Raw genomic sequence first — 12,488 nt, 5'->3', positions numbered from 1 at the left:
TTATGGCTGAAACAAAAGTTAAAAAAATTACAACAGCTGCAAAAACAACTAAAGCAGCTACAACTAAAACAACAGCTACTAAGAAAACTCCTGCAAAAACAACTAAAGCAGCTACAACTAAAATAACAACTACTAAAAAAGAACAACCAAAATCAGTTAAAGTAACAGTGAAAAAAGAAAAAGTTCAAAAAGAAGTTTTCAAAGCAGATTTGCCTAAAAAATTATTTGCTTCAGAAAAAATATATGAGCAAGCAATCTTTGATTCTATTCTTTCTGAAAGAGCTTCAAGAAGACAAGGTACACACCAAGTTAAAAACCGCGCTGAAGTAAGTGGAAGTGGTAAAAAACCATGAAGACAAAAAGGAACAGGTAGAGCTCGTCATAGTTCAACACGTTCACCAATTTGAGTGGGTGGTGGTAGAGCATTCGGTCCTCAAGCAAACAAGAACTATTCATTAAAAGTAAATAAAAAAGTAAAACAAGCTGCTTTTATATCTGCTTTAACATTATTAGCTAAAGATAATGCAGTTATTGTTAATGATTTAGAGTTAAAAAACATTAAAACTAAAGATTTATTAAACAAGTTAGTTGAATTAAAAGTAAATCATTTAAAACGTATTTTAGTTGTAACAGAAAATACAGTAGTATTTAAGTCTTCTAAAAACCTACCAAATGTTTCTACTTCAAAAGCTAATTCATTAATGGTTGAAGAATTAATTGGTGCTGATGTAATGATTATTTCTAACGAAAGTTTAAAATTATTAGAAAGTAGAGCAAAATAATTATGGAATTAACAAAAGTAATTAAATCACCAATTTTAACTGAAAAAACAGATATTTTGAGAATGAAAAATCAAGTATATGTTTTTAAAGTTGATTATGCTGCTAATAAATTTCAAATTAAAGAAGCAATAGAAACTATTTTTAATGTCAAAGTTAAAGATGTAAACACTATTAAAGTAGGTAAAAAACCAAAAAGTGTAGGACGTTTCCATGGATTCCAAAATCGTTATAAAAAAGCAATGGTAACCTTAAAAGAAGGTCAAAAAATTAATTACCTTCCTGCTGAAGAAAAAGCACAAATGAAAGAAGCAGAATTAGAACAAAAAGAAAAAGAAGTAAAATTAGCAAAAACTCAAAAATCTAAAGAAATTGAATCTAAAGTTGCAAAAAAACTAGCATCTAAAAAATCAGTTGCAACAAAAACTACATCAACTGTTAAAAAAACAAGTACTAAACGTAAAGTTGGTGGAGAATAATTTAATTTAATTTAAAAATAATGAATGCAATAGTTATATTCATTAAGTATTAATAAGAATTTTAAATAAAGTAAATTGCTTAAAAGAAATAAATATTTTTAAGCTAAGGAGAAAAACATATGGCAATGAAATATTATAAGCCAACTACTAACGGTAGAAGAAATATGTCTTCTCTTGATTTCAAACAAAATCTTTCAGGTCACGCTCCCGAAAAATCATTATTAGTAAATTTAAAAAATCATGCAGGGCGTAATAATCAAGGAAAGATTACTGTAAGACATCACGGAGGACGTGTAAAAAGATTTTACAGACTAGTAGACTTTAAACGTAATAAAGATAATATTCCAGCTACTGTAAAAACAATTGAATATGATCCAAATAGATCAGCAAACATTAGTTTAGTTGTTTATGCAGATGGAGAAAAAAAATATATTTTAGCACCTAAAGGAATAGTATTGGGACAAAAAATTGTTTCTGGACCTAGTGCAGATATTATTGTGGGTAATGCCTTACCTTTATCTAATATTCCAGAGGGAACATTTGTTCACAATATAGAAATGCAACCAGGTGGTGGAGGAATCATAGCACGTAGTGCAGGAACTTCTGCTCAAATCTTGGGTAAAGATGATGATGGTAAATATGTTGTTTTAAAATTAAAATCAGGTGAAACACGTCGTATATTAGCTAAATGTCGTGCTACAATCGGTGTTGTTGGAAACGAAGAACATTTACTTGTTAATGTTGGAAAAGCTGGAATCAATAGACATAAAGGTATTAGACCTACAGTTCGTGGTTCTGTAATGAACCCAGTAGATCACCCACATGGTGGAGGGGAAGGAAAACAACCAGTTGGTAGAAAAGCTCCTCTTACTCCATGAGGTAAAAAAGCTCTTGGTGTTAAAACAAGAAAAACTAAAAAATCTTCAAATAAACTTATTTTAAGAAGAAGAAAGGATTCTAAATAATGGCTCGTAGTTTGAAAAAAGGACCATTTGCAGATGAACATTTATTAAAAAAAGTAGATGCAATTATCGAAGGTAAAGCACCTAAAAAACCTATTAAAACATGATCTAGAAGGTCAACAATTTTCCCAAGTTTCGTAGGTTTAACATTTGCAGTTCACAATGGTAAGCAATTTATAGAAGTATATGTAACAGATGATATGGTAGGTCATAAATTAGGAGAATTTTCTCCTACAAGAACCTTCTCAGGTCATGGTGCAGATAAAGGTAAGAAAAAATAATGTCACAACAAGCAAAAGCACATGTTAAATTACAAAGAGTAAGTAGTTCAAAAGCAAAATTAGTTGCTAACTTATTCAGAGGTAAAGACGTTAACATCGCATTAGCTATACTTAAAAATACTTCTAAAAAATCTGCTCCAATATTTGTAAAATTATTAAATTCAGCAATTGCAAATGCAACAAATAACCACGGTATGAATGCATCTAAATTATTTGTAAAAGAAGTTTATGTTAATGAAGGACCAACACTAAAAAGATTCCAACCAAGAAGTCAAGGTAGAGCTTATTCTATCTTAAAACGTACATCTAACTTTTCAATTATTCTAGAGGAGAGAAACTAATGGGACAAAAGGTTAATCCAAATGGATTCCGTTATGGAATTACAAAAGCACACAATACTATTTGATTTGCTGATAAAGATCAATTTGGAAGTTATTTAGTAGAAGATGCAAAAATCTATAAATTCTTTGATAAGTTAGTTCGTCAATACCAAATAGGACAAGTACAAGTAAAAAGAAACCAAAATAACAAAGTTACTGTTTTAGTTCATACAGCAAAACCAGCTGCTATATTAGGACAAGAAGGTAAAAATATACAAGAACTTACAACAAAAGTTCAAAAATTTATAAAAAACAAAAAATTAGAATTAAGAATTCAAGTAATAGAATTAAAAAAACCTGATCTTAATGCAAGATTACTTGCAGAAATGATTGCAACAAAATTAGAAAACCGTGAAAGTTTTCGTCAAGCACAAAAAATTGCTATGAGATTGGCAATGAAATCAGGTGCTAAAGGTATTAAAACAATGGTTAGTGGTCGTTTAAATGGTGTAGATATGGCTCGTTCAGAAGGTTATTCAGAAGGTGAAATGAGATTACACACATTAAGACAAAATGTTGATTATGCTACAGCAACAGCTAGAACAACTTATGGAGCAATAGGAGTTAAGGTTTGAGTTTCATTAGGTGAAATTTTGGAAGGAGATAAACAAAATGCTACAACCAAAAAGAACTAAATATAGAAAACCTTTCTTAGTTAAACATGACAAGCGTAAAGCAACAAAAGGTAATACTGTATCATTCGGAGAATATGGATTACAAGCTGTTACTTCAGCTTGAGTAACTGCTCGTCAAATTGAATCAGCACGTATTGCAGCAACAAGAAGAATGGGACGTGAAGGACAAGTTATTATTAGAATTTTTCCTCACTTTTCAAAAACTTCTAAACCAATAGGAGTTCGTATGGGTTCTGGTAAAGGAGCACCAGAATTATGATATACAGCTGTTAAAGTAAACACAATGATGTTTGAAGTTAGTGGAGTTTCAGAAGATATAGCACGTGATGCTTTACGTTTAGCAGGACACAAATTACCAGTAAAATGAAAAATAGTTAAAAAAGATGAAGGAGTACAAAAATAATGCTTTATAAAGATTTATTAAATAAACCAAAAGAAGAATTGGAAAAATTAGTGATTGAACTTAAAGCGGAATTATTTACTTTGAGATACAGAAATGTAACTGGTGATTTAAAAGAAACTCACAAAATTAAAGTTTTAAGAACTGATATTGCTAAAATTTTAACTGCGCTAAATTCATTAAAGGGAGCTAAATAATTATGGAAAGAAACACAAGAAAAACACTTGTTGGTACAGTTGTTTCGGCTGGTAAAACTGCAAAAACAATTATTGTAGCAGTAGACACATACAAAAAACACCCATTATATTCTAAACGTTATAAATCAACAAAAAGATTTGCAGTTCACGATGAAAAAGAAATAGCAACTTTAAATGATATTGTAACAATCATGGAAACTAGACCACTATCAAAAACTAAACATTTTAGATTAGTATCAATCAAAGAAAAAGCAACTGAAGGAAATAAATAGTATGATTTTAGAATTATCAAGAGCAGCTGTTGCTGACAATTCAGGTGCAAAAGAAATTGGTGTAATTCGTATATTAGGTGGTTCAAAGAAAAAAGTTGCCAAAATAGGTGATATTATTGTATGTTCAGTTAAAAAAGCAATTCCAAACGGTGCTGTTAAAGAAGGTCAAGTAGTTAAAGCTGTTGTAGTTCGTTCAAAATATGGTATTCACCGTTCAAACGGTTCATACATTCGTTTTGATGATAATGCTGTTGTTATTTTAAAAGAAGACTTAACACCACGTGGAACACGTGTGTTTGGTCCAGTAGCTCGTGAATTACGTGAAAAATTCCCTAAAATTGTTTCTCTTGCACCTGAAGTATTATAAAAAGAAGGAGATTAATTTAAATTATGTCAAAAATTAAATTTAAGAAAAACGATCAAGTTCTTGTTATAGCAGGAAGAGAAAAAGGAAAAATAGGAACAATTGAAAAAGTATTGCATGATTCACAAAGAGTTATAGTTAAAGATATTAATATAGTAACAAAACACAATAAACCTACACAACAAAACCAAGATGGTTCAATAACAGAAAAACCTGCTCCAATTCATGTATCAAACGTTGCTTACTTAGTTAAAAAAGCAGGAAAATCAACTCCTAATCAAATTTCAAAACTAGGATATAGAATTAACAAAGATGGAAAAAAAGTTAGAGTAATCAAAAAAACAAATAAGGAAATTAATTAATTATGTTAAAACAAGTTTATTTACAAAAAGCAGTTCCTGCTTTAAAAGAAAAATTTAATTACTCATCTTTAATGCAAGTTCCTAGAATAGAAAAAGTTGTTTTAAATATGACCGCTGGTAAAGAAGTTTCGAACTCTAAAGCCATTGAAGAAGTCTTAAATGAATTAACAATTATTTCAGGTCAAAAACCATTTCAAACTAAAGCTAAAAAATCAAATGCTTCGTGAAAATTACGTGAAGGTATGCCTATGGGTGGAAAAGTAACACTACGTAGAGACAGAATGTGAGATTTTTTAGAAAAATTAATAAATGTTGCAATGCCACGTATTCGTGATTTCCGTGGTGCCAATCCTAAAGCTTTTGATGGAAGAGGAAATTTCGCTTTAGGAATTAAAGAAGAAATTATTTTCCCAGAAATCGAGTTCGATAAAATCCGTCGTATTAAAGGATTGGATGTATTAATTGTAACTACAGCAAAAACTGATAAAGAAGCAAAATCATTATTAGAATTACTAGGTGTACCATTTGAAAAAAAAGGAGCTAAATAATGGCGAGAAAAGCTTTAATAGTTAAATCAAAACGTCATCCAAAATTCTCAACACGTGCTTATACACGCTGTGAATTGTGTGGACGTCCTCATGCTGTTTTAAGAAAATATAAAATATGTCGTATCTGTTTTAGAAACCTTGCTCATGAAGGTAAAATACCAGGTATGAAGAAAGCGAGTTGATAATAATGTTTATAACAGATCCTATTTCAGATTTAGTTGTTCGTATAAAAAACGCTAATGCAAGAAAACATAAAACAGTTTCAATCCCATATTCAGTTAAAAAAGAAGCTATTATTAAGCTAATTGAAAATGAAGGATATATTGCTTCATATTCAGTTGAAGGTCAAGGTACAGAAAAAAAATTAGTAGTTACATTAAAATACAAAAAAAATCAACCAGCTATTGTTGGAATTAAAAGAGTTTCTAAACCTGGTTTACGTGTTTATGTTAAATCAGAAGAAATTCCTTCTATAATCTCAGGTTATGGAACAGTTATCATTTCTACATCAAAAGGATTAATAACAGGTAAAGAAGCTAGAAAGGAAAATGTAGGTGGGGAAATCATCGCTTACATTTGATAGGTATAGTTTATGTCTCGTGTAGGAAATCGTATTTTAACTATTCCTGCTGGTACTAAAGTAGCAGTAGAAGGTTCAAAAGTTTCTATAACAGGTCCATTAGGAACTTTATCAAGAGAATTTAGTTCATTAATTTCAATAAATGTAGAAAATAATCAAATTACAACTACTCGTGCAAATGAAGAAAAGCACACTAAACAATTACATGGAACAACTAATGCTCATATTTCAAATATGTTAATTGGTGTTTCAAAAGGGTTTAAAAAAGATTTAGAAATCAAGGGTGTTGGATATAAAGCAGTATTAAATGGTTCAATCTTAGAAATATTTGCTGGATACAGTCACACTCATAAATTAGAAATTCCATCAGATTTAAAAGTAACAGTTAATAAATTAGTTGAAGTCTCAGTTTCAGGTATGGACAAGCAAAGTGTAGGTCATTTTGCATCAGTAATTCGTGCAGTTAGAACACCAAGTGTATATTCAGGAAAAGGTATTTCATATAAAGGTGAAAAAATCAGAAGAAAAGAAGGGAAAACAGCTTCTAAATAATAAGCTGAGAAAATAATTATGGCAAATTTATCAAGAAATAAAGCAAGAAAAATTAAACATAATCGTTCACGTTACCATATTAATGGAACAGCAGCTAAACCACGTTTAAATGTTTTTAAATCTCACCAAAACTTATATGCACAATTAATAGATGATCAAGCAAGAATTACTTTAGCTAGCGTTTCAACATTAAAAAATTCTGAATACAGTGGAAATATTGCAGCAGCAAGCAAACTAGGTGAACTAATGGGTGAAAAGATTGTTAAATTAAATATAAAAGAAGTCGTTTTTGATCGTGGTGGTTATTTATACCATGGTCGTGTTAAAGCTTTTGCAGAAGCTGTAAGATCTAAAGGGGTTAAATTCTAATATGTCATCAAATGAAAAAGTAATACCAGTTAAAGAAACAAATGGAACAAAAGAATTAACAGCAAAAAGAACTTTAAGACCAAGAAAACAATTAACTGAAAATTCAGAGCAATCAAATTCACAAAAACAAGAACGTCGTCCAAGAAGAACAAATAAATCTGTAGAACGTCGTCCAAGAGAAGTTTCAGAATATACAGAAAAAGTTATTGATATAGCACGTGTAACTAAAGTTGTTAAAGGTGGAAGAAGATTTAGTTTTTCTGCTTTCGTAGTTATCGGAAATAAAAAAGGTAGTGTTGGATATGGTCATGGAAAAGCAAACGAAGTACCTGATGCTATTAAAAAAGCTATTAAAGATGCAAAAAATAACTTAATCTCAGTACCATTAGATCCAAAAAGCGGAACAATATTTCATCAAGTAGATGCTAAATTCTTAGCATCAAAAGTTATGTTAAAACCAGCACCAAAAGGAAAAGGACTTATTGCTTCAGGTACAGTTCGTGCTGTTACTGAATTAGCAGGTTATACTGATATTGTTACTAAAACATATGGTTCACGTTCAAAAACAAATATTGTTAAAGCCACAGTAGAAGCTTTAAAACAATTAAGAACTCCAGAGCAAATTGCTGAAATTAGAGATAAAGATGTAAAGGATTTAAAATAATATGGCAATTAAATTACATACATTAAAATTTACAGAAGGTTCAAGACCAGAAAAACACCGTAAAGGTCGTGGGCATGCTGCTGGAAAAGGTAAACAAGCCGGAAAAGGACAATCAGGACAAAACAAACGTAAAGGTCACAGATTAGGTTTTGAAGGTGGTCAAACTCCTTGATTCCGTCGTATTGGAAAACGTGGATTTAATAATGTAAATCATATCGAATATCAAATTGTTAATTTAAGTCAATTAGAATTAAATTACAAAAATAATGAAGAAGTAACAATTGAATCTTTATTTGAAAAAGGTTTAATCAAAAGAAATCTTCCCGTTAAATTATTAGGTAATGGAACTTTAACTAAAAAACTAACTATTACAGTTAACAAAGCTTCACAATCAGCAATTGAATCTGTAGAAAAAAATGGTGGAAAAGTAGTTGAATTATAATAAAATCTTAAATTAAAAAACTTATACAATCATTAAACTTGTATAAGTTTTTTAATTTAAGATTTTAAATAAAAATGGAAACATATACAAAAAATTCTTAAAATATTACTTTAATTTATTAATTTACTTGTTTAATTATTAAAAAAGAATAATATAAAAATATATAAGAGGAGTGAAATATGAATAAATCAGTTAAAAAATCCTAAGTTTCTGAGTTAATTAAGATAAAAAGACGAATAAGGAAGTGTAGTTAATTTTGTGTAAATTCTCTTAATAGCAAATATTTAATTTAAAATATTTATATTATGAGATTTTTTATGCAAAAGAAAAATACGTTTAATCAAAATAAAAATTCTAAAATCTTCATTATTAAATTCTTTAACAAAACTATCAGAAACAGTTAATTTAAAACTACGATCAAAAAGATAATCTCTTACTTTCTTAAAATTTCAATCACCATGAATTAAATTTCCATTATCAAAAGCAATTTGCTTTCTAAAGCAAAAACTATCTTCATTAATTTCTTCATCATCAATTCATTCTAAAGCAAACAAATCATCAATTTTTCTTTTATGTCTTTTTTTAATCTCGTTTATTTGATCAATCTTCAAACTTAACAACCTCTCAGACTTCTCAAAAACATTTTTCAAATTTAAATTTAAATTTTCAAATTCTTCTTCCTTCAATTTCAATTCACTTAATTTACTCATTATTTCTCCTAATTTTTTTTCAATCACGGACGAAATAATGTATAATAATTTCGTCCGTGATTGAAAGGACTATTTGGCTGAAAACTTCGCAAGAAGTTTTTTTACAACACTTTTAAAAATCAAAAAAAACTACAAGAACTTAGCTTGTAGTTTTTTGCTCCCTTACTTCTACGCTATCATATTTATTACCGAATATTAGTTATTGGATATATCAACAATATATTCTTAAAAAGAAAATAGATTGTTGTTATAGACTTGTTATCAAACTTAAGATAAATTATCTGCTTGTCTATAAATATAAAGAGTATTTACTAGTACTATAGTTTCTTAGTAAATTTATTTAAATTTATATAAATAGTTTATTTTCTATAATATTTTCATATTTCTTTGTATTTTCATAAGATTTTTCTTATAAAATAAGAACACAGAAATAATTTTTTATATAATTTAAATATAAGCAAAATATAAATTGGAGAAATTATGAAAAGAATTAAAAAAATATTATTAACTTTTTTGAGTGCAATGATCCCTATCGCAACAATTTCGGCCTCATTAACTGAAACAAATACATTAGAAGTTAATTATATAAACTCACAAGAAGTCAAACAACTAAGAGATGAAATTATTATTGAATTTAAAGAAAAAATAACAAATTTTGATGAAAATTTAGTTATAAAGGAATTTCAAAAAATCAAAGAAAGAAATATTGATTTTTCATCACTTATTTTAAAAGAAACTACAGTACCATATAATAATATAATTCATTTACAAATTAAAAATAATAATTTAAACACTATTATTAATTACTTAAATAAATATAATTCAATTATTAAAAAAATTGATTTTCTAGATTATAAAAATACATTAGTAAATAATAGCCGTCGCATAGAACCCACATTAGATGATATTCTTTATGTACCTGGTACACCAAAAAGTGAAATTCAAAAACATAAAATTTTAGACTCTTCTAATACAAGAAATAATTATGAAGAGAAGTATGCGACTTCAAATGTGTTTGCAGAATATAAATATAAAAAAAGATTTTTAGACACTTCAAAAATTATTAATGTTGGTGTTTTAGAAGTAGAGGGAGTCATAGAAGACAGTGATGAAGTTTTCCCGTTGCGAGAAATTTATTACAAAGATGTAGGAAAAACTTCTAGACATGCAAATATGGTAGCATCTATTATAGGCGGAAAATACGGAGTTTATGAGAATTCAAAAATATTCTCAGCATCAACAGAAGATCATAACTTTATACAATCATGGTTAGAAAGACTTTCATGATTGGTAAGAAAAGGAGTTAAAATTATTAATCATAGTTATTCTTTTTTAAAGACACCCAAAAATAAAAAGGAAATAGATTTATTTCCTAAATTAGATGAATATAAATATTCATTTTACTCAAGTACTTTAGATAATCTATCTTTAAAAGGTAATATTATTAATGTTGTTGCAGCAGGAAATGGAAATAACCTCCCAAAAGAACATTATGTAAATGAAATTACATCAATAGGAATGTCTTATAATAGTATTATTGTTGGATCATTAAATGATTCTAAAAATTCATATTTAAAACCAAGTAATTTTTCATCATATAAAACAAATTCAAGTTATTCTTATGAAAATTTACCAAAGCCTTTAATTTTAGCGCCTGGTGAAAACTTTGTTTATCCTGATGAAAAATGACATAACAAATGATTAAAGTTAGATAAATCTAAAAATGGGTATGCTTCATATTCAGTTAGTGGTACTAGTTTTGCTGCACCAATTATTTCAGGTTCTATAGCATTATTTTTATCTAATCAAACTAGAGAACTAAAATTTTATGAATTAATATCATTATTATCTTTATCAGGAGAAATAGATAAGGAAAAATATAAAAAAGATGATTTAAATAAACCATTATATAAAAGTGATACTGGTGTAGGAATTTTTAATTACGAAAAAATGGTCGATGCTGCAAAAAATACAATACTAACAATTAACAGTAAAGATTTTCATAATGATGTTTGAGAATATGAAACAGAACCAAATAGGTGAGAAACAAGAGTGAATCTCAGTTATGCATCTAAAAAATTTAGTTTCTCAAAGTCATATCATTCACCAATTGTATTTTCATTATTCTGATCAAGAAAAAATGGTTTTAATACTAACTCCTATGTATACAATAATATAGATGATTTTGACTTATACTTACAGTATGAAGAAAATAATGAATGAGTTACTGTAGAAAGATCAATTGTAACAAATACAAATCTTGAGATTATAAAATTTATACCACAAAAGAATGTGAATTATAGATTAGTTATTGAATTAAACGAAACAAATTCTAGTTCAAATATAGACTTAGAAAATTATTTAAATAATGCATTATCTATTTCATCATTAGTTTCAAAAGACATCCATAACATTTTTCATTGAGAGGAGAATTATGAAATTATTAACTTGAATTAAATATTCATTAATTCCTATTTCAACAAGTATATTACCAATATCAATTTCTTGTGGTTTTAACAAAAAATATGAAGAAGAAGTTTCACAAAACAACGAAGCAGTAACTGAATATTTTTCCATAAATCCTTTATTGATTGGTATAGATGAGGAATTAACTAATAAATTAAAAGAAAATTTTCCAACTTATTTAAATAAGAAAATACTTAGCACTAACATTAGGTATTCAGGAAATAGAGACACACATACAATAAAATCCTCAGATAATGAGTTAAAAAAATATATTTATATTACATTTGATAAAGAGTATCGAGATAGACAAGGTAATAAACATATAAATAAATGAGAAACTTTTGAATTTATCAAAAAAAATTTTGAAATAGATTATTTAGATAAAAAACAAGGATTTGCCTATCTGAGTTCAGAAAAGTCTATAGAAATACTTAAATATCATTTTTGAAAATTTGACTATTTATTAAACTTTACTGATGCATTTTTTGTTAAGAAACCAGAAAATTATTCTAATTTCTTAAAGAATGAATTAAAAGAATTAGAAAATAATGAAATAGATTTAGTAAATATAGACAAAGAGCAAAACCAAGAAAATATTATATTTAATGAAGTTACCAAAGAGAATGTATCAATTTATTTTGATGAATTAAATATAACAAAACTTGATTTTAAAAACAACAAATATTTTTATTACTCTAATTCATATTTCAAGGATATAGAAAAAAAATATAAATTTGGTACTAACCATATAGTCACTCACAAAATATTTAAAAGATTAGATAATGAGGATCTTTATTTCGAATTTCATCAAGATATAGAACACATATGTGATATTCATTCTAACCCTGATAAAAATAAATCATATCCATTTAAAAATGGTTTCCTTTTTAAAATAAGCAATAAAATTTTAGAGAAAAACAAAAATATTTATATAGATTTTCATCAAAATTTAATTAAAAACGAAAAACAGATTTGTGTTTCTAATGCAGAATAAAATTTATTTATTTCATGTGTTTCCCACTTGTGTATTAATAAGTAAATAGAAT

At 27.4% G+C, this 12,488-nt stretch carries 21 protein-coding genes; 20 read left to right on the top strand and 1 reads right to left on the bottom strand.

Features of this window, described 5'->3' with window-relative positions; all coding sequences use genetic code 4:
- Window positions 1-2: 2 nt before the first annotated feature.
- The 18 genes from rplD (at window position 3) to rplO (ending at window position 8,266) form a co-directional block, all read left to right on the top strand.
- Window positions 3-782, top strand: a complete 780-nt coding sequence (gene rplD / locus T405_RS00295) for a 50S ribosomal protein L4 (RefSeq protein ID WP_036429928.1) — start codon at window positions 3-5, stop codon at window positions 780-782.
- A 2-nt stretch (window positions 783-784) separates the two neighbouring features.
- Window positions 785-1,258 (top strand): 50S ribosomal protein L23, encoded by a 474-nt coding sequence (rplW, locus tag T405_RS00290; protein WP_036429926.1) that lies wholly within the window; start codon window positions 785-787, stop codon window positions 1,256-1,258.
- Between the two features lie 119 nt (window positions 1,259-1,377).
- Entirely contained in the window at window positions 1,378-2,223 is an 846-nt protein-coding gene (rplB, locus tag T405_RS00285) for a 50S ribosomal protein L2 (RefSeq protein WP_036429924.1), read from the top strand.
- Entirely contained in the window at window positions 2,223-2,501 is a 279-nt protein-coding gene (gene rpsS, locus T405_RS00280) for a 30S ribosomal protein S19 (RefSeq protein WP_036429922.1), read from the top strand. Before rplB ends, rpsS begins: the two co-directional genes overlap by 1 nt.
- The gene (gene rplV / locus T405_RS00275; RefSeq protein WP_036429920.1) at window positions 2,501-2,842 is read left to right on the top strand and encodes a 50S ribosomal protein L22; all 342 of its coding nucleotides are present in this window, start codon (window positions 2,501-2,503) and stop codon (window positions 2,840-2,842) included. The genes rpsS and rplV overlap by 1 nt, the downstream gene beginning before the upstream one ends.
- Complete coding sequence (gene rpsC, locus T405_RS00270) at window positions 2,842-3,516, top strand: 30S ribosomal protein S3 (RefSeq protein WP_036429918.1); 675 nt, start codon at window positions 2,842-2,844, stop codon at window positions 3,514-3,516. Before rplV ends, rpsC begins: the two co-directional genes overlap by 1 nt.
- Window positions 3,494-3,919 carry a 50S ribosomal protein L16 gene (gene rplP, locus T405_RS00265; protein ID WP_036429916.1) on the top strand — a complete coding sequence of 142 codons (426 nt, stop codon included), beginning with the start codon at window positions 3,494-3,496 and terminating at the stop codon, window positions 3,917-3,919. The genes rpsC and rplP overlap by 23 nt, the downstream gene beginning before the upstream one ends.
- Window positions 3,919-4,113: a 50S ribosomal protein L29 gene (rpmC, locus tag T405_RS00260; RefSeq protein WP_036429914.1), complete on the top strand. Its 195-nt coding sequence runs from the start codon at window positions 3,919-3,921 to the stop codon at window positions 4,111-4,113. Before rplP ends, rpmC begins: the two co-directional genes overlap by 1 nt.
- Before the next feature lie 2 nt (window positions 4,114-4,115).
- Window positions 4,116-4,385, top strand: coding sequence for a 30S ribosomal protein S17 (rpsQ, locus tag T405_RS00255; protein ID WP_051619504.1), 270 nt, complete (start codon window positions 4,116-4,118; stop codon window positions 4,383-4,385).
- A gap of 1 nt (window position 4,386) precedes the next feature.
- Window positions 4,387-4,752 carry a 50S ribosomal protein L14 gene (rplN, locus tag T405_RS00250; protein WP_036429910.1) on the top strand — a complete coding sequence of 122 codons (366 nt, stop codon included), beginning with the start codon at window positions 4,387-4,389 and terminating at the stop codon, window positions 4,750-4,752.
- Window positions 4,753-4,775: 23 nt separating this feature from the next.
- Window positions 4,776-5,111: a 50S ribosomal protein L24 gene (gene rplX / locus T405_RS00245; protein WP_036429908.1), complete on the top strand. Its 336-nt coding sequence runs from the start codon at window positions 4,776-4,778 to the stop codon at window positions 5,109-5,111.
- A 2-nt stretch (window positions 5,112-5,113) separates the two neighbouring features.
- On the top strand, window positions 5,114-5,659 hold the full coding sequence (rplE, locus tag T405_RS00240; RefSeq protein WP_036429905.1) for a 50S ribosomal protein L5: 546 nt from the start codon (window positions 5,114-5,116) through the stop codon (window positions 5,657-5,659).
- Window positions 5,659-5,844, top strand: coding sequence for a type Z 30S ribosomal protein S14 (locus T405_RS00235; protein ID WP_036429903.1), 186 nt, complete (start codon window positions 5,659-5,661; stop codon window positions 5,842-5,844). The genes rplE and T405_RS00235 overlap by 1 nt, the downstream gene beginning before the upstream one ends.
- 2 nt (window positions 5,845-5,846) lie before the next feature.
- Window positions 5,847-6,242: a 30S ribosomal protein S8 gene (rpsH, locus tag T405_RS00230; protein ID WP_036429901.1), complete on the top strand. Its 396-nt coding sequence runs from the start codon at window positions 5,847-5,849 to the stop codon at window positions 6,240-6,242.
- Between the two features lie 9 nt (window positions 6,243-6,251).
- Window positions 6,252-6,791 carry a 50S ribosomal protein L6 gene (gene rplF, locus T405_RS00225; RefSeq protein WP_036429899.1) on the top strand — a complete coding sequence of 180 codons (540 nt, stop codon included), beginning with the start codon at window positions 6,252-6,254 and terminating at the stop codon, window positions 6,789-6,791.
- A gap of 18 nt (window positions 6,792-6,809) precedes the next feature.
- Entirely contained in the window at window positions 6,810-7,160 is a 351-nt protein-coding gene (gene rplR / locus T405_RS00220) for a 50S ribosomal protein L18 (protein WP_036429896.1), read from the top strand.
- Between the two features lies 1 nt (window position 7,161).
- Window positions 7,162-7,824: a 30S ribosomal protein S5 gene (gene rpsE / locus T405_RS00215; RefSeq protein WP_156951211.1), complete on the top strand. Its 663-nt coding sequence runs from the start codon at window positions 7,162-7,164 to the stop codon at window positions 7,822-7,824.
- Between the two features lies 1 nt (window position 7,825).
- Window positions 7,826-8,266 (top strand): 50S ribosomal protein L15, encoded by a 441-nt coding sequence (gene rplO / locus T405_RS00210; protein ID WP_084271888.1) that lies wholly within the window; start codon window positions 7,826-7,828, stop codon window positions 8,264-8,266.
- 284 nt (window positions 8,267-8,550) lie between these two features.
- Here rplO and T405_RS00205 read toward each other — a convergent pair whose 3' ends face one another.
- Entirely contained in the window at window positions 8,551-8,976 is a 426-nt protein-coding gene (locus tag T405_RS00205) for a hypothetical protein (RefSeq protein ID WP_036429893.1), read from the bottom strand.
- Window positions 8,977-9,456: 480 nt separating this feature from the next.
- Here T405_RS00205 and T405_RS00200 point away from each other — a divergent pair, with 480 nt between their 5' ends.
- Window positions 9,457-11,433, top strand: a complete 1,977-nt coding sequence (locus T405_RS00200) for a S8 family serine peptidase (RefSeq protein WP_036429890.1) — start codon at window positions 9,457-9,459, stop codon at window positions 11,431-11,433.
- Window positions 11,411-12,436 (top strand): hypothetical protein, encoded by a 1,026-nt coding sequence (locus T405_RS00195; protein WP_036429888.1) that lies wholly within the window; start codon window positions 11,411-11,413, stop codon window positions 12,434-12,436. The genes T405_RS00200 and T405_RS00195 overlap by 23 nt, the downstream gene beginning before the upstream one ends.
- The last annotated feature ends 52 nt before the right edge of the window (window positions 12,437-12,488 follow it).

The organism is Mycoplasmopsis felis ATCC 23391, from assembly GCF_000701865.1.
Lineage (GTDB): Bacteria > Bacillota_I > Bacilli_A > Mycoplasmatales > Metamycoplasmataceae > Mycoplasmopsis > Mycoplasmopsis felis.
Note: the sequence above shows the minus strand (reverse complement) of the source record. Positions and strands in the feature narration are given on the sequence as shown.